Below are 21,211 nucleotides of genomic sequence, written 5' to 3'. Positions count from 1 at the left end.
TTAGCTCACTCCAGTCACTCTGGTTCGATTATCGGTTGGCCGAAAGGCTCCTGCCGCTGTAAGGCAGGCGTTCATCATTGAACGGCCTGGTATTGGATCTTGTACTGGCTCATCCCAACCCACGTGACCTTTGGTAGGGGTCACCACTAGGAGAGGAGGCGCCATGCCAACTATTACTCTTCCCGACGGCAGTCAACGTTCATTTGATCATTCGGTTTCCGTAGCCGAGGTCGCCGCATCCATTGGTGCAGGCCTGGCCAAGGCCACCGTGGCCGGCAAGGTCGACGGCAAGCTCGTCGACGCCAGCGATCTGATCACCAGCGATGCCAGCCTGCAAATCATCACGCCCAAGGATCAAGAGGGGCTGGAGATCATTCGCCACTCTTGCGCACACTTGATTGGCCACGCGGTCAAGCAACTGTATCCAACCGCGAAAATGGTGATCGGCCCGGTCATCGAAGAAGGCTTCTATTACGACATCGCCTATGAGCGTCCTTTTACTCCGGACGACCTGGCTGCGATCGAACAGCGCATGCACCAGCTGATCGAAAAAGACTACGACGTGATCAAGAAAGTCACGCCGCGCGCCGAAGTGATCGACGTGTTCACCGCCCGTGGCGAAGACTACAAGTTGCGCCTGGTGGAAGACATGCCGGAAGAACAGGCCATGGGCCTGTACTACCACGAAGAATATGTCGACATGTGCCGTGGCCCGCACGTGCCGAATACGCGCTTCCTCAAATCGTTCAAGCTGACCAAGCTGTCCGGCGCCTACTGGCGTGGCGACGCGAAGAACGAGCAACTGCAACGGATCTACGGCACCGCCTGGGCTGACAAGAAGCAGCTGGCGGCCTACATCCAGCGTATCGAAGAAGCCGAAAAACGCGACCACCGCAAGATCGGCAAGCGCCTGAACCTGTTCCACCTCCAGGAAGAAGCGCCGGGCATGGTGTTCTGGCACCCGAACGGCTGGACCCTGTATCAGGTGCTCGAGCAGTACATGCGCAAGGTTCAGCGTGAGAACGGCTACCTGGAAATCAAGACGCCTCAGGTTGTTGACCGTAGCCTCTGGGAGAAATCCGGGCACTGGGCCAACTACGCCGACAACATGTTCACCACCCAGTCGGAAAACCGCGACTACGCCATCAAGCCGATGAACTGCCCGTGCCACGTGCAGGTGTTCAACCAAGGCCTGAAGAGCTACCGTGAGTTGCCGATGCGCCTGGCTGAGTTCGGTGCCTGCCACCGTAACGAGCCATCGGGTGCGCTGCACGGCATCATGCGTGTGCGTGGTTTTACCCAGGACGACGCCCACATTTTCTGCACCGAAGAGCAGATGCAGGCCGAATCCGCCGCGTTCATCAAGCTGACCATGGATGTTTATCGCGATTTCGGCTTTACCGAAGTCGAGATGAAGCTGTCCACTCGTCCGGAAAAACGCGTTGGCTCCGACGAACTGTGGGATCGCGCCGAAGCTGCACTGGCCGCTGCGCTCGACAGTGCGGGCCTTGCGTACGATCTGCAGCCGGGCGAAGGTGCATTCTACGGTCCGAAGATCGAGTTCTCGCTGAAAGATTGCCTTGGCCGCGTCTGGCAGTGTGGTACCCTGCAGCTCGATTTTAACCTGCCGATCCGTCTGGGCGCCGAATACGTGTCCGAAGACAACAGCCGTAAACACCCGGTTATGCTGCACCGGGCGATCCTCGGCTCGTTCGAACGGTTCGTCGGGATCCTGATCGAGCACTACGAGGGTGCATTCCCTGCGTGGCTGGCTCCGACCCAGGCAGTGATCATGAATATCACTGATAAACAGGCAGATTTTGCCGCCGAAGTTGAAAAAACTCTCAACGAAATCGGGTTTCGTGCCAAGTCCGACTTGAGAAATGAAAAGATCGGCTTTAAAATCCGCGAGCATACTTTGCTCAAGGTTCCCTATCTTTTGGTTATCGGAGATCGGGAAGTCGAGATGCAGACTGTCGCTGTGCGTACTCGTGAAGGTGCTGACCTGGGCTCGATGCCCGTCGCCCAGTTCGCTGAGTTCCTCGCGCAAGCGGTTTCCCGGCGTGGTCGCCCAGATTCGGAGTAATTATTATTAAGCGTGAAATGAGACAAGATAAACGAGCTGCACCGAAAGCCCCGATCAACGAGAATATCTCGGCACGCGAGGTTCGGTTAATTGGCGCTGACGGCGAGCAGATTGGCATCGTCTCGATTGATGAAGCGCTTCGTATCGCTGAAGAGTCCAAATTGGACCTGGTGGAAATCTCCGCCGACGCAGTCCCGCCTGTTTGCCGGGTGATGGACTACGGCAAGTCGATCTTCGAAAAGAAGAAGCAGATTGCTGCGGCGAAGAAGAACCAGAAGCAGATTCAAGTAAAAGAAATCAAGTTTCGTCCAGGGACGGAGGAAGGGGATTACCAGGTAAAACTGCGCAACCTGGTACGTTTCCTGAGTGATGGGGACAGGGCCAAGGTATCCTTGCGATTCCGCGGCCGTGAGATGGCCCACCAGGAGCTGGGCATGGAACTCCTCAAGCGGGTTGAAGCTGACCTGCTGGAGTACGGTTCCGTTGAACAGCATCCTAAGATGGAAGGACGCCAGCTGATCATGGTCATCGCCCCGAAAAAGAAGAAGTAATCAACAGGGCACGGCAGGCCTTCTGATTATGTTTATCAACTGAATGCGGAGTATCCGAACATGCCAAAGATGAAGACTAAAAGTGGTGCTGCTAAGCGGTTTCTGAAAACTGCTAACGGTATCAAGCACAAGCACGCTTTCAAGAGCCACATCCTGACCAAAATGTCGACCAAGCGTAAGCGTCAACTGCGCGGTAGCAGCTTGCTGCATCCGTCTGACGTGGCAAAAGTCGAGCGCATGCTGCGCCTTCGTTAATTTTTGGATCAAGAATAGAGGAAGTAACTCATGGCTCGTGTAAAGCGTGGCGTCATTGCCCGTAAACGTCACAAAAAAATTCTGAAACTTGCTAAAGGCTACTACGGCGCGCGTTCACGCGTATTCCGTGTTGCCAAGCAAGCGGTAATCAAGGCAGGCCAATACGCCTACCGCGACCGTCGTCAGAAAAAACGTCAGTTCCGCGCTCTGTGGATCGCTCGTATCAACGCTGGTGCACGTGTTAACGGTCTGTCCTACAGCCGTTTCATCGCTGGCCTGAAAAAAGCTTCCATCGAGATCGACCGTAAGGTTCTGGCCGAACTGGCAGTGAACGAAAAAGCGGTGTTTGCTGCGATTGTCGAGAAAGCTAAAGCCACTCTGGCTTAAGTACCCCCGACAATCACCCTGGGTTACGTCTGTAGCCCAAGGTGGTAAACGTCTTAAATAGGGGAAGAGCCTTCAAGCTCTTCCCCTATTTTGTATCTGGAGTCTGTACATGGAAAACCTGGACGCGCTCGTTGCCCAAGCTCTTGAGGCTGTGCAAAGCGCTGAAGATGTAAATGCCCTGGAGCAAATCCGGGTTCACTACCTTGGCAAGAAAGGTGAATTGACTCAGGTGATGAAGACCCTGGGGAATTTGCCGCCTGAAGAGCGCCCGCAAGTCGGTGCGCTGATCAACGTCGCCAAGGAGCGTGTCACAGAGGTGCTCAATGCGCGCAAGGCGACCATGGAGGAGGCTGATCTCGCGGCCAAACTCGCCGCCGAGTCCATTGACGTCACCTTGCCTGGTCGCGGCCAGGCCTCGGGCGGCCTGCATCCGATCACCCGGACTCTGGAACGTATCGAGCAGTTCTTCACCCACATTGGCTACGGCATTGCCGAAGGCCCTGAGGTCGAAGACGACTATCACAACTTCGAGGCGCTCAACATCCCAGGCCACCACCCGGCCCGGTCGATGCACGACACCTTCTATTTCAACGCGAACATGCTGTTGCGCACCCATACCTCGCCGGTACAGGTCCGCACCATGGAAGCGAACAAGCCGCCGATCCGCATTGTCTGCCCAGGCCGTGTGTACCGCAGCGACTCCGATATCACCCACTCGCCGATGTTCCACCAGGTCGAAGGCCTGCTGGTTGATCGCGACATCAACTTCGCCGACCTCAAAGGCACTATCGAAGAGTTCCTGCGGGTGTTCTTCGAGAAGGAGCTGGCGGTACGGTTCCGTCCATCGTTCTTCCCGTTCACCGAGCCGTCCGCTGAAGTCGACATGGAATGCGTGATGTGCAGCGGCAAAGGCTGCCGCGTGTGCAAGCAGACCGGCTGGCTGGAAGTGATGGGCTGCGGCATGGTTCATCCTAACGTGCTGCGCATGTCCGGCATTGATCCGGAAGAGTTCTCGGGCTTTGCCTTCGGCATGGGCGTTGAGCGTCTGGCCATGCTGCGTTACGGCGTGAACGACTTGCGTCTGTTCTTCGACAACGACTTGCGGTTCCTCGCGCAATTTCGCTAGTCGTAACGAATCTTTAGGAGAGCAGGATGAAATTCAGTGAACAATGGCTGCGTGGCTGGGTAAGCCCGCAGGTAGATCGCGACGCGCTGGTTGCGCGTCTGTCGATGGCCGGCCTTGAGGTCGATAGCGTTACGCCGGCCGCCGGTGTTTTCAGTGGCGTGGTCGTGGGTGAGGTGTTGAGCACCGAACAACACCCCGATGCCGACAAGTTGCGTGTATGCCAGGTCAGCAATGGCGCGGAAACCTTCCAGGTCGTGTGCGGAGCGCCAAACGTGCGTCCGGGCCTGAAGATCCCGTTCGCCATGATCGGTGCCGAGCTGCCAGGCGACTTCAAGATCAAGAAGGCCAAGCTGCGTGGTGTCGAGTCCAACGGCATGCTGTGCTCCCAGGCAGAACTGCAAGTCGGTGAGGGCAACGATGGCTTGATGGAGCTGCCGGCCGACGCGCCAGTGGGCCAGGACATCCGCGTCTACCTAGAGTTGGAAGACGCCAGCATCGAAGTCGACCTGACCCCGAACCGTGGCGACTGCCTGTCGTTGGCAGGTTTGGCCCGTGAAGTCGGCGCGTTGTACAACGCCCCGGTCACCCGTCCAGTGGTTGCCGCCGTGCCTGCTGTGCACGACGAAGTACGCCCGATCGAAGTGCTGGCACCAAACGCCTGCCCGCGTTACCTGGGTCGTGTGATCCGCAACGTCGACCTGTCCAAGCCAACGCCGCTGTGGATGGTTGAGCGCTTGCGCCGTGCCGACGTACGCAGCATCGACGCCGCCGTCGACATCACTAACTACGTGATGCTGGAGCTGGGTCAACCGCTGCACGCTTTTGACCTCGCCGAAATCAACGGCGGCATCCGCGTGCGCATGGCAGAAGAAGGCGAGAAGCTGGTACTGCTCGACGGTCAGGAAGTCAGCCTGCGTGCCGACACCCTGGTCATCGCCGACCATTCCCGCGCCCTGGCGATTGCCGGCGTGATGGGGGGCGAGCACAGCGGCGTATCCGTGACCACTCGCGATGTGTTCCTTGAAAGCGCGTTCTTCGACCAGATCGCCATCGCCGGTAAGGCCCGTTCCTACGGCCTGCACACCGATGCCTCTCACCGCTACGAGCGCGGTGTGGACTGGAACCTCGCCCGTGAAGCCATGGAGCGCGCCACTGGCCTGCTGCTGGAAATCACCGGTGGCGAAGCCGGTCCGGTCACCGAAACTGTCAACGCACAGTTCCTGCCCTCCGTTGCACCGATCACCCTGCGTGCCAAAAGCGTCGAGCAGATGCTTGGCCTGGTCATCGAGCCGGCTGAAATCGAGCAACTGCTGTCGGCTCTCGGCCTGGCTATTTCCTCGAGTGGGGAAGGGCAGTGGCACGTTGAAGTACCAAGCCATCGCTTCGATATCAGCCTGGAAGTCGACCTGATCGAAGAGCTGGCCCGTCTCTACGGCTACAACCGCCTGCCGGTCCGTTATCCGCAAGCGCGCCTGGCGCCACAACCAAAGGCCGAGGCGCGTGCGCACCTGCCTGAGCTGCGTCGCCTGCTGGTTGCCCGTGGTTATCAGGAAGCGGTGACCTACAGCTTCATCGATCCGAAGCAGTTCGAACTGTTCAACCCAGGCGTCGAACCGCTGTTGCTGGCCAACCCGATCTCCAACGACATGGCGGCCATGCGTTCTTCGCTGTGGCCAGGCCTGGTGAAAGCCCTTTCCCATAACCTGAATCGTCAGCAAGACCGCGTGCGCATGTTTGAAAGCGGCCTGCGTTTCGTCGGTCAGTTGGACGGCCTGAAGCAAGAGCCGATGCTGGCCGGTGTGGTCTGCGGCAGCCGTCTGCCGGAAGGCTGGGCACAGGGTCGCGACGCCGTGGACTTCTTCGACGTCAAGGCTGACGTGGAAGCGGTGCTGGGCTTTGCCGGTGCTCTGGACGCCTTCACTTTCGTGCCGGGCAGCCATCCTGCATTGCACCCAGGCCAGACGGCGCGCATCGAGCGTGAAGGTCGCCTGGTCGGTTTCGTCGGCGCCATTCACCCTGAATTGTCGAAAACCCTCGGTCTCGACCGTCCGGTCTTCGTGTTCGAGCTGGTTCTGGCTGAAGTGGCTTCTGGCAAGATGCCTAAATTCAGCGAGTTGTCGCGCTTCCCTGAAGTGCGCCGTGACCTGGCCTTGATCGCCGACCGTGAAGTGGCCGCCACTGCTGTTCTGGATGTAATCCGTGAAAATGCAGGGGAATGGCTGACAGACCTCAGGCTATTTGACGTCTATCAGGGTAAAGGTATTGATCCGCATAGAAAAAGCCTTGCAGTTGGCTTGACCTGGCAGCATCCATCGCGCACTCTTAATGACGATGAGGTGAATACCACGACACAAAATATCCTCACCTCGCTCGAACAAAGGTTGAACGCCACGTTAAGGAAGTGACGTATGGGGGCTTTGACGAAAGCTGAGATGGCGGAACGTCTGTACGAAGAGTTGGGTCTGAACAAGCGCGAGGCCAAGGAATTGGTCGAGCTGTTTTTTGAAGAGATCAGACACGCTCTGGAAGACAACGAACAGGTCAAATTGTCCGGTTTCGGCAACTTTGACCTGCGGGACAAACGCCAGCGGCCTGGCCGCAATCCAAAAACGGGAGAAGAAATCCCGATCACGGCTCGCCGTGTGGTCACCTTTCGTCCAGGGCAGAAGTTGAAGGCCCGAGTTGAGGCTTATGCTGGAACCAAGTCATAACGACGAGCTACCCGTCATCCCAGGCAAACGCTACTTCACCATTGGTGAAGTCAGCGAGCTCTGTGCGGTAAAACCGCACGTGCTGCGCTATTGGGAGCAGGAGTTTCCTCAACTCAACCCCGTCAAACGCACCGGGAACCGTCGGTATTATCAGCGCCAGGATGTGCTGATGATCCGACAGATCCGCGCGTTGCTGTACGACCAAGGGTTCACCATCAGCGGCGCGCGCCAGCGTATGTCCGGTGATGAAGCCAAAGACGACACTACCCAATACAAGCAAATGATCCGCCAGATGATCGCCGAACTCGAAGATGTGCTGGTGGTGTTGAAGAAGTGATTCAAGCTTTTAAAATACTTCCACATTTCAAAAGCTTGCGGTATATTCCGGATCGCTTCGTCAAGAAGCAAACCCAGTAACACGCCTAGTCGGGGCGTAGCGCAGTCCGGTAGCGCACTAGCATGGGGTGCTAGGGGTCGAGTGTTCGAATCACTCCGTCCCGACCATATTTTTCAATGTCTTAGCCCAATCTTTGCAGGTTGGGCTTTTTCATGCCCGGAAAAAACCACATTCACCCCTCAGGATCGTCCCCCCTCTCGCACCATCACGGCACACCTTGTTACAACCATTCGCCCCAGGGTGCAGTCGGTATAGAACTTCAGTCATCTGTTCTCATCCAAATTCCAGGCGTGTTTCAAACCGTGAGCGCCTGCTGACAACCCATAGAGGTTCACAGAATGAAAATGACACTGCCCGTCCTGATTTTGGGCGCCCTCATTTCGCAAGGAGCGATGGCCGCCGAAGATGGCACAGCCGCCCTTGGAGGCGGCGTTGGTGGTGCCCTTGGTAATATCGTAGGTCAACAGCTCGGTGGCTCGACGGGCGCAGCGGTAGGCGCAGGCGTTGGTGGTGCCGCCGGCAGTGCTGTCGGGGCTCAAAGGGGCAACCGAGCGGAAGCCGCGCTAGGTGGTGGTATCGGCTCAGCCGGCGGCTCGCTGATTGGTAATCGTCTCGGAGGCACAACGGGGTCGACTATTGGCGCCGGTGTAGGTGGTGCCGCAGGCGGCGCGCTGGGGAATAACCTGGCAGATGATGAGAGTGGTCATCGATCAGACGGCAAGAAGCACAAAGGCAACAACAAGCACAAACACAAGAACAAGCATCGTTAGGCTCTGACGGTGTCATATTGAAGCCCGGCCCAGCGCCGGGCTTCTTGTATCTGCCATTTGTAGAGGTTGATCAATGAGCTATCAACACGGGGGTCCACTAAGTCAGTAGTGGAACCCCTTTCTCGTTTCTGGTTTTCGCAGTTTTACACGAGCATTCCTTCAACATCCGCCAGGGTGGCATGAGGAACAACACTGTCCGGAATCCTCGAGATGTCAGACAGGTTGTAAACCCTGAAGTCATCACACATGACCTTATCGGACATCAATTCAAACGACGGCAGTATGCGCGTGAAGTAGTGCTGATCGAGCCCGCAGGGTGAGTGGGTGGAATCAGCACTTTCGTAAAACCTGCCTGAGCGCTCGTCCAGGTCAACGCCCACCAGAAAGACCTGGGTGAACCCCACATGGAATGCCAACTGTATGGCCAGATAGGCCACGGTTCGTGCGTCAAAAAAGCCTTCGCTCATGTCTTTGCTGAATCCCAGGGGTCTTTCGCGGCTAGGCAGCAAGGGATGATTGACGACCAGCGCACTGTGTTTGCCTCGAACAGATTCCAGCCAGGAGGGCCGCTTGGCTTTGGATAATGGGTACAGCCGTCCAGTCGGTCGAGCATGAGAGGAGCGTGCGTGATCTTCCCACAGCGCAACCCTTTGGCTGATCGCCATTGCCTGCTTGAACAGCTCCGGCTGCTGTTCGGAGAAACTTCTGTCCGTACAGGCGTAGAAGTACGGCTTAACCTCAGAGTCCAGGAACATCGAAATGGCGCCATTCATCGTGATCATTGGCACGTGCGCGAATTTTTTGATGGGAAAGGACTTGGCTGACGGGCCGGAAGCAATGATAAAGACTGCACCTGACTCCGCGTTCCGGCAGGCGTCAAAATCGCTCAAGTCCAGTTGGTATTTGTTCGAAAGCCAAGGGGCTGTGAAGGGGGCGTACAAAGCCTGCTGAGCGTTACCAGCATGCTCGATGGCGACGAAGACTGTCTGTTTCATCGGGCCCAACCGTGCAGTGAGAAGAAAGTTCGTACATCACCCGACCCTATGGCGGATGGCTGAGTTCCTTCTTAAAGCAAAGTTCATGGTCTGGTCTGCTGACGGATATCCTGTTTTTGAGTGGGACGTTTCCTGGTATTGGCAGCGCTTTTTGCCCACCTCCCGTTACTTCCGCCCACAGGTGGTGCGTTTTCTGAGCTATTTGGTAGCAATTTCCTACGCGCGCGATCCTCTCTATTATCGCTACTTCATCGCTATCCCATCCAAATCAATCACTTGCTATATCGCCAGATCAGTTGGCACACATCCTGCTTTTTTGCATTCATGGATAATTGGATACAAAAATTCAAAAGGTGCTGCCGATGCAATTTGCCCCCGCTTACGTTGACCGCCAGCCCCTCACCGCCGAGGAGGAGGCCTACAACTTTCTGCTCGACGCCATATGCAGTGGCCGCTACCGCAAGGGCGACCGGTTGATTGCCGAGGACATCGCCAGCGAGATCGGTATGAGCCGCATGCCGGTGCGCGAAGCCTTCCGTCGCCTGGATGCCCAGGGTCTGGTAACCCTCAGGCCTAACCGGGGCGCCGTCGTCAGCGGCCTGGATATCGATGAATTGCACGAAGTGTTCGAGATGCGCAGTGCCCTCGAAGGCCTGGCGGTGCGCGTGGCGGTCGCACGCATCGGCGAACGCCAATTGGCCGCACTGGAGCGCCTGCTCGACGAGATGGACGATTACCGCGACGAAAGCGCCGCCTGGGTCAGCCGCCACCGCGCTTTCCACGAATACCTGTGCAGCCTCAGCGGCCGTCCGCGCTTGATGAAGCAGATCTCGGCGCTGTACTCGCTGGTGGAAGCGCCCATGCGCCTGTGGTTGCAGCACGGCGAGAAACCCCTCAGCGCCCGCCAGGAACACGCGGTGATCCTCGATGCCATCCGTTCCGGTGACGCGGCCCGCGCCGAGGCAGTCGTGCGCGAGCACATCGAGGGGACCGTACCAGCGCTGATCCAATTCCTGCAAACCAAAAAATAAGAAAGACCTGCTGTGTTTTGACTTTGAGTCCTGCCCCGTTAACCAACGAACTGGAGTGTCTGGTCATGCATAAACGCCGCGCCTTGCTGGTGGCTGTCTCCCTCGGCCTCTGTACCCAATGGGCCATTGCCGCGCCCCAGGTACCGGAGCGCCTGAAGAGCGTCGATAAACTGGTGTATTGCTCGGGGATGGATTCGCCGCCCCTGGTATCCTTCGATGAAGCGCAGAAGCCGCGCGGGCTCACCGTCGACCTCGGGCTCGAGATCGCCAAGCGCCTGGGCGACAAACACGTGCAGTGGCGGGTGATTCCGTTCTCCGGCCTGGTGCCGGCGTTGCTTGCGCAGCAGTGCGACATGATCGTCGACCAGCTGTTCGACAAGCCCGAGCGGCGCCAAGTGATCGACATCGTCAACTACATGTACTCCAGCCAGTCGGTGGTGGTGCCCAAGGGCAATCCCAAAGGCATCAAGGCCCTGGATGACTTGTCCGGGCACAAGGTGGCGGTGCTCAATGGCTCCACCATCAAGACCCTGCTGGACGCGCAAAACGACAACCTGACCAAGGCCGGCAAGCCCCCGATGAAACTGGTGGTCTACAACACCGACACCGACGCGTTCCAGGCCCTGCGTATCAGCCAGGTCGATGCCTACGGCACCACGGTGGAAACCGCCGGCTACTACGCCGCGATGGCCCCGGACCTGTTCCAGGAAGGTGTACCGGCCTTCAGCCGCATCCTCACCGGCCTGGGCATGCGCAAGGATGACCCGCAGCTCACCGCCGCCGTGCAGCAAGTGATCAGCGACATGCGCAGCGATGGCAGCTATGTGGCGTTGCTGAACAAATGGCATGTCAGCAGTGACACTCTCGACTGAGGTTTGCGGCGATGAACTTCAATTGGGATGTGTTCTGGCAGTACCTGTTGCAGCCCAGCGGGGTCTACCTCACCGGGCTGTGGCTGACGTGCCTGATCGCGGTGTCGGCGATGTTGCTGGGCTGCGTACTGGGCTTGGCGGCGGCGCTGTTGCGCCTGTCGAAGAACCCGCTGCTGCACCTGCCAGTGCGGTTTTACGTGTGGTTGATGCGCGGCACGCCGCTGCTGGTGCAGATCGTGTTTCTCTACACCGCGCTGGCGGCCGGGGGGATTTTCCGCTTTGAGGACATCGACCTGTTCGGCCTGGTCGTGCCCGGCAATATCCAGGCGGCGATCATCGCCCTGGGCCTCAACGAAGGCGCCTATATGGCCGAAATCATCTGCGCCGGTATTGGCGCCGTCGACAAGGGCCAATACGAAGCCGGGCGCTCCCTGGGCATGGGCTTCGCCAAGCTGATGCGGCGCATCGTACTGCCCCAGGCGTTTCGCGTGATCGTGCCGCCGCTGGGCAACGAGTTCAACGTGATGCTCAAGAACACCACCCTGGTCAGCGTGATCGGCGTGCAGGAATTGCTGCTCAGCACGCAAATGGTCACCTCGGCGACGTTCCGCGTGTTCGAGCTGTACCTGGTGGTGGCGATCTACTTCCTGATGCTCACCACGCTCTGGGGCTTCTTCCAGCGCTGGCTGGAGGCACGTTTCGGCCAGTCCGACCGGCCTTCCGCGCCGCCACCGGCGTCCAGCCGCATGTTCGGGCGCAGCACTTTGAAACTGCTGAGGGGACGATAACCATGGCGCATCACAGTGAAGAACTGATCATCGAAGCGCTGGATATCCACAAGTCGTTTGGCACGCTGCAGATCCTCAAGGGCATTTCCCTGCAAGTGCGGCGCGGAGAAGTGGTGGTGCTGATCGGCGCCTCGGGTTCGGGCAAGACCACCTTTATCCGCTGTATCAACCTGCTCGAAGACATCCAGGGCGGACGCATCCGCGTCAACGGCCGCGCCATGGGCTATCGCGAGCGCAGCGACGGCAGCCTGGTACGCGACTCGGAGCGCAACATTGCTCGCCAGCGCCGCGACATCGGCATGGTGTTCCAGCGCTTCAACCTGTTCCCCCACATGACCGCGTTGGAAAACATCATCGAAGCGCCGATCCAGGTACTCGGCACACCCCGCGCCGAAGCCTTGGAACAGGCCCGGGGCTTACTCGCTCGCGTCGGCCTGGCAGACAAGGCCAACCACTACCCGTCGATGCTCTCCGGTGGCCAGCAGCAACGGGTGGCCATCGCCCGCGCCCTAGCGATGAAACCCCAAGCCATGCTGTTCGACGAACCCACCAGCGCCCTCGACCCGGAAACCGTCGGCGAAGTGCTGCAGGTGATGAAGGAGCTGGCCGAGGAGGGCATGACCATGGTGGTGGTCACCCACGAAATGGGCTTTGCCCGTGAAGTGGCGGACCGCGTGGTGGTGCTCGACCAAGGCGAACTCATCGAACAGGGGCCACCGGAACAGATTTTCAGCCACCCCTGCCATCCCCGTACCCGAGCCTTTCTCAGTCGCGTGTTATGACCCTTCCAAGGAAATGTGCCATGCGTTTATCCAGCTTGTTTGCTGCCCTGTGCTGCGCCGCCGTTGTACCCATGAGCCAGGCTGCCACACCTGTGGTCAAGGTCTACAACTGGTCCGATTACATCGGCCCCGACACCTTGAAGAACTTCGAGAAAGACAGCGGCATCAAGGTGCAATACGACATCTTCGACACCAACGAAATGCTCGAAGCCAAGCTGCTTTCCGGGCACTCGGGATATGACGTGGTGGTGCCCTCCAGCCAGTTCCTGTCCAAGCAGATCCGCGCCGGCGCCTACCAGCCGCTGCAACGCAATTTGCTGGATAACTGGCAGCACCTTGACCCGCGCCTGATGCAGCGCCTGGAAGCCGCCGACCCTGGCAACCGCTACGCCGTGCCTTACATGTGGGGCACCGTGGGCATCGGTTACAACGTAGAAAAAGTGCGCGCCGTGCTGGGCAAGGACGCGGTGCTGGATTCCTGGTCGATGGTCTTCGAGCCAGGCAACCTGGCCAAGCTCAAAAGCTGCGGCGTGGCCTTCCTTGATGCCCCGGTGAAGATCATCCCGCAGGTCATGCTCTACCTCGGCCTGGACCCCAACAGCACTCAGCCCGACGACTACAAACAGGCCTCGAGCCGGCTGATGGCGCTGCGGCCCTCGGTGACCTACTTCAACTCCTCGAAATACACCGCCGACCTGGCCAACGGCGATATCTGCGTGGCGGTCGGTTATTCCGGCGACGTGATGCAGGCACAAAGCCGCGCCAAGGAAGCCGGCAAAAACATCGACATCCGCTACCTGATCCCCAAAGAAGGCGTGAACCTGTGGTTCGACATGCTGGCGATTCCCAAGGATGCCGGCAACACGGCCAACGCCCACGCCCTGATCAACTATCTGCTGCGCCCCGAGGTGATCGCGCCGATCAGCGATTACGTCGGCTACGCCAACCCGAATAAAGACGCCACGCCACTGATGGACCCGAAAGTCAGCGGCAACCCCGGTATTTATCCTGGCGATGACGTGATCAACCACACCTTTGTCTCCGCCGACCTGCCGGAAAATATCCAGCGTCTGATGACCCGGGAATGGAACCGCATCAAGTCCGGCCAATGAATCGAAGAGCCTCTGCCATGTTGAAATTTTCTGCTCACGAGTACCCTTATCCCTCGCAGCGCCAGAGTGTGTTTGCCCAGCGCGGCATGGTCGCGGCGTCCCAGCCCCTGGCCGCCCAGGCCGGTATCGAGGTCATGCAAAAAGGCGGTAACGCCATCGACGCGGCCATTGCCACGGCGGCCGCGTTGACGGTGGTGGAGCCCACCGGCTGCGGCCTCGGCGGCGACGCATTTGCCCTGGTCTGGTGCAAGGGCCAGTTGCACGGTTTGAATGGCAACGGCCATGCGCCGGCGGCCTTGAGCATCGAGGCGGTCAAGGCCGACGGGCATGACCAGATGCCGCTGTATGGCTGGACGCCGGTCACGGTGCCCGGTTGCCCGTCGGCTTGGGCGGAGCTGTCCCAGCGTTTCGGCAAATTGCCGTTTGCCGAGTTGCTGCAACCGGCCATCCGCCTGGCGCGCGACGGTTTCCCGCTGTCGCCGGTGGTTGCCTATCAATGGCAACTCACCCTGGAAGAATTCGCGCCTCATCGCAATGCGGCGCTGGACGCCTGGTTCGACACTTTCCTGATCGACGGCCGTGCGCCACAGGCCGGGGAGATGTTTCGCAACCCGGCCCAGGCCCGTACCCTCGAAGAGCTGGCGGCCACCCGCTGCGAAAGCCTGTATCGCGGCGCGCTGGCCGAACGCTTGGACGCGCATTCCAAGGCCAGCGGTGGCTACCTGCGCGCCAGCGATCTCCAGGATTACCGCGCCGAGTGGGTGGAGCCGATCCACGTCAATTACCGGGGGGTGGACGTGTGGGAAATCCCACCCAGCGGCCAGGGTTTGGTAGCGTTGATGGCGCTGAAAATCCTCGAAGGTTTCAGCTTCGATCACCGCGACAGCCAGCAGACCTGGCACCGCCAATTGGAGGCAATGAAACTCGCCTACAGCGACGGCCTGCACTACATCACCGACCCGCTGCACATGCGCGTGGCCGTTGCTGACCTGCTCAGCGATGACTACAGCGCGCGCCGCCGTGGACAGATCGGCGAACAGGCCCAGCCGCCCAAACCCGGCGATCCTCACGCCAGCGGCACGGTGTACCTCGCCACGGCCGACGCCGAAGGCAATATGGTTTCGTTCATCCAGAGCAACTACCACGGTTTCGGCTCCGGCGTGGTGCTGCCCGACAGCGGCATCGCCCTGCAAAACCGTGGGCAGGAGTTCAGCCTCGACCCAACCCACGCCAACTGCCTGGCGCCCGGTAAAAAAACCTTCCACACCATCATTCCCGGCTTTCTCACCAAGGACGGCCAGGCCCTTGGCCCGTTTGGCGTGATGGGCGGCTACATGCAGCCCCAGGGTCATGTGCAGATGGTGATGAACCTGGTGGATTTCGGCCTCAACCCGCAAGCGGCGCTGGATGCGCCGCGCTGGCAATGGCTGGGTGACATGAAGGTCGGCATCGAACAGGGCGCCTCCCGCGACTTGGCCAACGCCTTGGCGCGGCGCGGGCATCAGGTGCAGATCGCCAGCGACCTCACCGACTACGGGCGCGGGCAGATCATTCTGCGTGATCCGGTCAGTGGTGTATTGTGCGGCGGAACGGAGCCGAGGGCGGATTCAACGATCGCCGTGTGGTAAGCGAAAAAAATTGGCGGAGCCTGTCCCTTTTTTTCATCTCGCCTGTCATTCCAGGCAAGTGAACACTATCGAGAGCTTCCGCCAATGCCCGTCGTCCGTCCCTTGCTCAAACTGAGCCTGCTGCTGAGCCTCAGCGCCAGTCCGTTCTTCGCCGCCGTCAGTTATGCCGAAGACACCGCCACCCGCCGTAGTTATCAGGTGCCCGCCGGCAGCCTGAGTGCGGCGCTCACCCGCTTCGCCGGGTTGGCGGGCGTCAACCTGTCGGTGGACCCGGCGTTGGTCAGCGGGCGCAGCAGCAGTGGTTTGTCCGGCGAATATGGAGTGGAGGAGGGCTTTGCGCGCTTGCTGCAAGGCTCTGGCCTGCAACTGCAACCGATGGGCGCACAGGCCTACATGCTGGTGCCGGCGCCGGACGGCAGCACGTTGGAGTTGGCCCCGACGTCGATCCTCGGCACCACCGGCCTGTATGACGGCGACACCTACGCCGGCGGCCAGGTGGCGCGCCGCACGGCCCAGGGCATGCTCGGCACGCGGGACTTCATGGAAACCCCGTTCAGCATCACCACTTACACCGCGGATGCGGTGAAGAACCAACAGGCCCGCACCCTCGGCGACCTGATCGCCGCCGACCCCTCGGTGCGCGCGACCAACCCGGCCGGTGGGCGTTACGAGCAATTCACCATTCGTGGGTTCAGCCTGTTCAACAGCGACGTGGCCTATAACGGCCTGTATGGCGTGCTGCCGACCTACACCATCGACATGGAAATGGCCGACCGGGTCGACATCCTCAAGGGCCCGAGCCAGTTGATCAACGGCATCTCGCCGCGCGGCAGCGTGGGCGGCGGGATCAACGTGGTGCCCAAGCGCGCCACGGACAAGGACATCAACTCGTTCACCGGCAACTGGGCGTCCGACAGCCAGGCCGGCGGTGCGGTGGACATTGGTCGACGCTTTGGCGAAGACAACCAGTACGGCATCCGCTTCAATGGCATGAAGCAGTCCGGCGACACCGCCTGGGACCACCAGAGCGTCGACCGCGAAATGGCCGTGCTGGGCCTGGATTTCCGTGGCGAACGCTTGCGCCTTTCCACCGACATCGGTCACACCGAGCGTGACACCGATGCGCCGCAAGAGCGCGTGCAGGTGGCGGCCGCAGCGCCGGTGCCCAGCGCTAACGACGTGCGCCGCAATTATGCGCAATCCTGGAGCAAGGCCCGCACCAACGACACCTTCGGCACGGTCAATGCCGAGTACGACCTCAGCGACAACGTGATGCTCTACGGCGGCGTGGGCGCACGCAAAAGCAACCACGACTTCCTGCGCCACGCGGTGTCCGTGTCTAATGCGGCCGGTGATTTCAGCGTGCAGCCACGGGATTTCACCCGCGATGAAAACGTGCGCACCTACACCGCTGGCGTGCGTAACTGGTTCCATACCGGGCCAGTCACCCATGAGGTCAACCTCGCCGCCAGCTACTTCGATATGGACTTCACCAACGGTGGCGCACGCTATGGGGCGGCGCCGAGCAATCTCTACAACCCGGTACAAACACCGACGCCGTCCACAGCTACCCGCCAGGACGCCAAGGTTTACACCGAAAACAAATTCAGCGGCGTGGCCTTGTCCGACACCCTGGGCTTCTTCGACGACCGCCTGTTGCTCACCCTCGGTGCCCGCTGGCAGCGCGTGAAGGTCGATGACTGGAGCGACGGCGTCAAAGGTGCCACGGCCTACGACGAAGAAAAGGTTTCGCCGTCCGGCGGCCTGCTGTTCAAGGCCACCGACAAACTCTCGCTGTACGCCAACTACATGGAAGGCCTGAGCCAGGGCAAGATCGCGCCGTCCACCTCGCGAAACGAAGACGAGATCTTCCCGCCGTTCATCAGCCGCCAGGTGGAAGTGGGCGCCAAGTACGACGCCGGCGCGTTCGCGGTGACTGCCGCCGTGTTCCGCATCAAGCAGCCAGCCTATGAAACCAATGCCACCACGCGGCTCTTCGGCCCCAATGGCAAACGTGAGAACTCAGGCGTGGAACTGAGTGTGTTCGGCGAACCGCTCAAGGGCTTGCGCCTGCTCGGCGGGGTGATGTACATCGACAGTGAACTGAAAGACACCACCAACGGCACCTGGGACGGCAACCGCGCCCCGGCCACGCCCAAGTACAACGTTAACCTCGGCGCCGAATGGGATGTGCCGGGCCTCGAAGGCCTGACGCTGACCAGCCGTGGCATCTATTCCAGCTCGCAGTACCTGGACCAGTCCAACGTCAAGGAAATCGACGCCTGGAACCGCGTTGACCTGGGTGCGCGCTACGCGTTCAAGGTGGACGACAAGCACATCACCTTGCGGGCGAATGTGGAGAACGTCGCCGATAAACGTTACTGGAGCTCGGCCGGCGCGTCGGATGACAGCGAGCCGGGGCTGACCTTGTCCACGCCGCGCACCTATCTGCTGTCGGCCACCGTCGACTTCTAACACGAGTTTTGTTGTAGGGACTGGCTTGTTGGGGGGATCAGGCTATTTGTGGTGACTTGGCTTGCTGTGGTGAGTGGCTTGTTGTGGTGAGCGGGCTTGCCCCGCGCTGGGCTGCGCAGCAGCCCCAACAAGAACACCACATCGTGTCAGGTAGAGCGAGGTGCCAGGTTTTGGGGCGGCTTCGCCACCCAGCGCGGGGCAAGCCCGCTCACCACAACAAGCCAGCATCCACAGCAATCCCGTGTCCACAGGGGAGGGCAGGGTATAAATGAGAATGTTTTTTGATCACGCCGCCCCGATATGGAATAGTACCCGCCGTTTTCCCCAGCCTGTCTAGCCGGGGTGTTTTAACGCCGAGGTCCTTGTCATGCGAATGCTGCGCTCCATCCCCACCCTTGCCGCCTGTGTGTTGGCGTTGTCTTCAAGCCTGCTGAGCGCCGCGCCCATCGACCTCAACGACGGCCAGCACGCCGTGCATCTGCCGGATGCACCCAAGCGCGTCGTGGTGCTGGAATTCTCCTTTCTCGACAGCCTGGCCGCCGTCGCGGTAACGCCCGTCGGCGCTGCCGATGATGGCGATGCCAACCGCGTGTTGCCCCGCGTGCGCCAGGCCATCGGCCAATGGAGGTCCGTGGGCCTGCGTTCGCAGCCGAGCATCGAGGAAATCGCCCGGCTCAAGCCGGACCTGATCGTTGCCGACCTCAACCGTCACCAGGCGTTGTACAACGACCTGTCGAGCATCGCGCCGACCCTGTTGCTGCCGTCACGCGGCGAGGATTACCAGGGCAGCCTGAAATCCGCCGAACTGATCGGCAAGGCGCTGGGCAAGAGCGCGCAGATGGAAGCGCGGATCCAGAAGAACCGCGAAAACCTCAAAGCCATTGCCCAGCAGATCCCGGCCGGCGCCAGCGTGTTGTTTGGTGTCGCCCGTGAAGACAGTTTCTCCGTGCACGGCCCGGATTCCTACGCCGGCAGCGTGCTCGAAGCCATTGGCCTGAAAGTGCCCTCGGTGCGCGCCAACGCCGCGCCCACCGAGTTTGTCAGCCTGGAGCAACTGCTCGCCCTCGACCCCGGTTGGTTGCTGGTCGGTCATTACCGTCGCCCGAGCATCGTCGACAACTGGAGCAAGCAGCCGCTGTGGCAAGTGCTGGGCGCCGTGCGTAATAAACAGGTCGCGGAAGTGGACGGCGACAGCTGGGCGCGCAATCGCGGTGTGCTGGCCTCGGAGCAGATCGCCGAAGACGCGCTGGCGATTCTCAAGGGCGGTAAAGCCGTACTGAGCCAATAAGCATGGGGCGAAGTCTCGCGGCGGCCGGCATTGTGCTGCTGGGTGCCGGGTTGTTCTGGCTGTCGCTGTACAGCTGGTCGCCGTTCACGATCACGGCGACGGATGCGTGGAATGGCCTGGTTCACCAGGGTAGCGTGGGCGGCAATATGGCCTACATCGTCGCCCAATTGCGCGTGCCACGGGCGCTGTGTGCTGCGTTGGTCGGCGCCTGCCTGGGCTTGGCCGGTGCGTTGATGCAAGGCATTACCCGCAACCGCCTGGCCTCGCCGTCCTTGTTTGGTGTGACGGCCGGGGCGGCGCTGGGCTTGGCGTTGTTTTCCACCGGATTGGTTGCGCCACCGTTCGCCGGTGGTGCCTTGTTGATGACGTGCGTGGGGGGCGCGTTGGCCTGGGTCACGGTGTTCAGCCTCGGCGGCGCCTGGTCACCAACCACCGCCCAAGGGCGCCTGGTACTGGCCGGTGTGGCCGTGGCGGCGTTATGCGCGGCATTGACCCGGCTCACGGTGATCCTGGTCGAGGCCCAGGCGCAAAGCGTGCTCAATTGGCTGGCCGGTTCCCTGGCCAACGTCGGCGCCGCGCAGGTGCAATTGCTTTGGCCGTGCACCTTGATCGGCGGCCTGTGGGCGCTGTGGTGCGCGCCGCGCCTGAACCTGATCAACCTTGGCGAAGACGCCGCGCGCTCCCTGGGCGTGGGCATTGCCAGTCTGCGGTTGCAGGTGTTCATCGCCAGCCTGTTGCTGGTCGGCGCGAGCGTCTGCGCGGTGGGGCCGATCGGGTTTGTCGGGCTGATCGCGCCGAATATCCTTCGCCAGTTTCTCGGTAATGACTACCGCTGGCTGATCCCGCTGAGCGCGGCATTGGGGGCGGTGATCGTGCTGGGCGCGGACCTGCTCAGCCGCGCCGTGGCGTTTCCGGTGGAGACCCCGGCGGGTGTGGTCACCGCGCTGATCGGCGCGCCGTTCTTCCTCTTCCTTGCCAGGCGCGCCCTATGACCCGGCCTCCCTTGCGCCTATGGCTGCTGCTCGGCCTGTTGCTGCTGGCGACGTTGATCAGCCTCAGTGCCGGCACTGTGTGGCTCACGCCTGACACCGTGCTGGAGCGCCTGGTGGCCCACGACGCCCTCGACTTCGAAGTCTGGAACCACCGCCTGCCGCGCAGCCTGATCGCGATCCTTGCAGGTGCAGCCTTCGGCCTGGCCGGGGCGATTGTGCAGGGTGTGATCCGCAACCCACTGGCCTCGCCGGAAATCCTCGGCGTGACCCAAGGCGCCGGGCTGGCGCTGACCGTGGCGATCATCAGTTGGCCGCATCTGCCGATTGCCTGGCTGCCGCTGGTGGCTTGCCTGGGTGGGGCGGGCGGCGCGTTGCTGCTGGCGCTGTACAACACCGGGGTAAGTTTTTCCGGGGTGCGGTTTGCCCTGTCCGGGGTGGCGATTGCGGTGACTTTGTCCAGTGTTACCGAGTTCCTGATCCTGTCCCATCCGCTGGATATCAACACCGCATTGCTCGCCCTCACCGGCAGCCTGTGGAGCCGCAATTGGCACCATGTGGCGCTGGTGTTGCCGTTCCTGGTGCTGATCCCGTTGGGGCTGTGCCTGGCCAAGCCGCTGAACCTGATCGCCCTTGGTGATGAAGCGGCCCACAGCCTCGGCACGCCACTGAGTCGCACACGCTGGCTGGCGATGGCCTGTGCGGTGCTGCTGACCAGCCTGGGCGTGGGGGTGATCGGGCCGATCGGTTTTATCGGCCTGGTCGCGCCGCACATGGCGCGGCGGTTGGTGGGCGGGCACCACCAATACCTGTTGCCGGCGGCGATGCTGATCGGTGCGTTGCTGCTGGTGCTGGCCGACACGTTGGGGCGCACGTTGATTGCGCCCAGCGAAATCCCCGCCGGGGTGCTTACGGCGGTGATTGGCGCGCCGTATTTTCTTTGGTTGCTGGCACGGTTCAAGGGCTGA

General features: G+C 60.7%; 21 protein-coding genes and 1 tRNA gene. 21 read left to right on the top strand and 1 reads right to left on the bottom strand.

Annotated elements, in window-relative coordinates:
- The first annotated feature begins 163 nt into the window (after positions 1-163).
- The 10 genes from thrS (at position 164) to OZ428_RS22205 (ending at position 8,283) form a co-directional block, all read left to right on the top strand.
- Positions 164-2,086, top strand: coding sequence for a threonine--tRNA ligase (gene thrS / locus OZ428_RS22250; RefSeq protein ID WP_269131327.1), 1,923 nt, complete (start codon positions 164-166; stop codon positions 2,084-2,086).
- On the top strand, positions 2,086-2,637 hold the full coding sequence (gene infC, locus OZ428_RS22245; RefSeq protein WP_169850653.1) for a translation initiation factor IF-3: 552 nt from the start codon (positions 2,086-2,088) through the stop codon (positions 2,635-2,637). The genes thrS and infC overlap by 1 nt, the downstream gene beginning before the upstream one ends.
- Positions 2,638-2,697: 60 nt before the next feature.
- Positions 2,698-2,892 (top strand): 50S ribosomal protein L35, encoded by a 195-nt coding sequence (gene rpmI, locus OZ428_RS22240; protein WP_002553160.1) that lies wholly within the window; start codon positions 2,698-2,700, stop codon positions 2,890-2,892.
- Between the two features lie 30 nt (positions 2,893-2,922).
- Positions 2,923-3,279 carry a 50S ribosomal protein L20 gene (gene rplT / locus OZ428_RS22235; RefSeq protein ID WP_003174975.1) on the top strand — a complete coding sequence of 119 codons (357 nt, stop codon included), beginning with the start codon at positions 2,923-2,925 and terminating at the stop codon, positions 3,277-3,279.
- 109 nt (positions 3,280-3,388) lie between these two features.
- The gene (gene pheS, locus OZ428_RS22230; RefSeq protein ID WP_269131326.1) at positions 3,389-4,405 is read left to right on the top strand and encodes a phenylalanine--tRNA ligase subunit alpha; all 1,017 of its coding nucleotides are present in this window, start codon (positions 3,389-3,391) and stop codon (positions 4,403-4,405) included.
- 26 nt (positions 4,406-4,431) lie between these two features.
- Positions 4,432-6,810 (top strand): phenylalanine--tRNA ligase subunit beta, encoded by a 2,379-nt coding sequence (gene pheT / locus OZ428_RS22225; protein ID WP_269131325.1) that lies wholly within the window; start codon positions 4,432-4,434, stop codon positions 6,808-6,810.
- A 3-nt stretch (positions 6,811-6,813) separates the two neighbouring features.
- Positions 6,814-7,116 carry an integration host factor subunit alpha gene (gene ihfA / locus OZ428_RS22220; protein ID WP_002553164.1) on the top strand — a complete coding sequence of 101 codons (303 nt, stop codon included), beginning with the start codon at positions 6,814-6,816 and terminating at the stop codon, positions 7,114-7,116.
- Positions 7,097-7,453 carry a MerR family transcriptional regulator gene (locus tag OZ428_RS22215; RefSeq protein WP_010209127.1) on the top strand — a complete coding sequence of 119 codons (357 nt, stop codon included), beginning with the start codon at positions 7,097-7,099 and terminating at the stop codon, positions 7,451-7,453. The genes ihfA and OZ428_RS22215 overlap by 20 nt, the downstream gene beginning before the upstream one ends.
- Before the next feature lie 90 nt (positions 7,454-7,543).
- A tRNA-Pro gene (locus tag OZ428_RS22210) sits at positions 7,544-7,620 on the top strand.
- A 231-nt stretch (positions 7,621-7,851) separates the two neighbouring features.
- Positions 7,852-8,283: a hypothetical protein gene (locus tag OZ428_RS22205; protein ID WP_269131324.1), complete on the top strand. Its 432-nt coding sequence runs from the start codon at positions 7,852-7,854 to the stop codon at positions 8,281-8,283.
- A gap of 143 nt (positions 8,284-8,426) precedes the next feature.
- Here the strand turns inward: OZ428_RS22205 and OZ428_RS22200 are convergent, their stop codons facing one another.
- Complete coding sequence (locus OZ428_RS22200) at positions 8,427-9,278, bottom strand: lipopolysaccharide biosynthesis protein (protein ID WP_269131323.1); 852 nt, start codon at positions 9,276-9,278, stop codon at positions 8,427-8,429.
- 55 nt (positions 9,279-9,333) lie between these two features.
- Between OZ428_RS22200 and OZ428_RS22195 the strand changes: the two genes are divergently transcribed.
- From OZ428_RS22195 to OZ428_RS22145, 11 genes are all read left to right on the top strand, one after another.
- Positions 9,334-9,666, top strand: a complete 333-nt coding sequence (locus OZ428_RS22195; protein WP_269131322.1) for a hypothetical protein — start codon at positions 9,334-9,336, stop codon at positions 9,664-9,666.
- Positions 9,641-10,309, top strand: a complete 669-nt coding sequence (locus OZ428_RS22190; RefSeq protein ID WP_269131321.1) for a GntR family transcriptional regulator — start codon at positions 9,641-9,643, stop codon at positions 10,307-10,309. Before OZ428_RS22195 ends, OZ428_RS22190 begins: the two co-directional genes overlap by 26 nt.
- A 65-nt stretch (positions 10,310-10,374) precedes the next feature.
- Positions 10,375-11,181, top strand: a complete 807-nt coding sequence (locus OZ428_RS22185; RefSeq protein ID WP_033901715.1) for an ABC transporter substrate-binding protein — start codon at positions 10,375-10,377, stop codon at positions 11,179-11,181.
- Positions 11,182-11,192: 11 nt separating this feature from the next.
- The gene (locus OZ428_RS22180) at positions 11,193-11,969 is read left to right on the top strand and encodes an amino acid ABC transporter permease (protein ID WP_269131319.1); all 777 of its coding nucleotides are present in this window, start codon (positions 11,193-11,195) and stop codon (positions 11,967-11,969) included.
- A 2-nt stretch (positions 11,970-11,971) separates the two neighbouring features.
- Entirely contained in the window at positions 11,972-12,751 is a 780-nt protein-coding gene (locus OZ428_RS22175; protein ID WP_269131318.1) for an amino acid ABC transporter ATP-binding protein, read from the top strand.
- A 20-nt stretch (positions 12,752-12,771) separates the two neighbouring features.
- On the top strand, positions 12,772-13,863 hold the full coding sequence (locus tag OZ428_RS22170) for a polyamine ABC transporter substrate-binding protein (RefSeq protein ID WP_330911105.1): 1,092 nt from the start codon (positions 12,772-12,774) through the stop codon (positions 13,861-13,863).
- A 17-nt stretch (positions 13,864-13,880) separates the two neighbouring features.
- The gene (locus tag OZ428_RS22165) at positions 13,881-15,491 is read left to right on the top strand and encodes a gamma-glutamyltransferase family protein (protein WP_269131317.1); all 1,611 of its coding nucleotides are present in this window, start codon (positions 13,881-13,883) and stop codon (positions 15,489-15,491) included.
- A gap of 84 nt (positions 15,492-15,575) precedes the next feature.
- Positions 15,576-17,966: a TonB-dependent receptor gene (locus OZ428_RS22160; protein ID WP_269131316.1), complete on the top strand. Its 2,391-nt coding sequence runs from the start codon at positions 15,576-15,578 to the stop codon at positions 17,964-17,966.
- Between the two features lie 373 nt (positions 17,967-18,339).
- Positions 18,340-19,254, top strand: coding sequence for a Fe(3+) dicitrate ABC transporter substrate-binding protein (locus OZ428_RS22155; protein WP_442964849.1), 915 nt, complete (start codon positions 18,340-18,342; stop codon positions 19,252-19,254).
- 2 nt (positions 19,255-19,256) lie between these two features.
- The gene (gene fecC, locus OZ428_RS22150; RefSeq protein WP_269131314.1) at positions 19,257-20,246 is read left to right on the top strand and encodes an iron-dicitrate ABC transporter permease FecC; all 990 of its coding nucleotides are present in this window, start codon (positions 19,257-19,259) and stop codon (positions 20,244-20,246) included.
- Entirely contained in the window at positions 20,243-21,211 is a 969-nt protein-coding gene (locus OZ428_RS22145) for an iron chelate uptake ABC transporter family permease subunit (protein ID WP_269131313.1), read from the top strand. Before fecC ends, OZ428_RS22145 begins: the two co-directional genes overlap by 4 nt.

Origin of the sequence: Pseudomonas sp. GXZC, assembly GCF_026967615.1 — a bacterium.
Lineage (GTDB): Bacteria > Pseudomonadota > Gammaproteobacteria > Pseudomonadales > Pseudomonadaceae > Aquipseudomonas > Aquipseudomonas azotoformans_A.
Note: the sequence above shows the minus strand (reverse complement) of the source record. Positions and strands in the feature narration are given on the sequence as shown.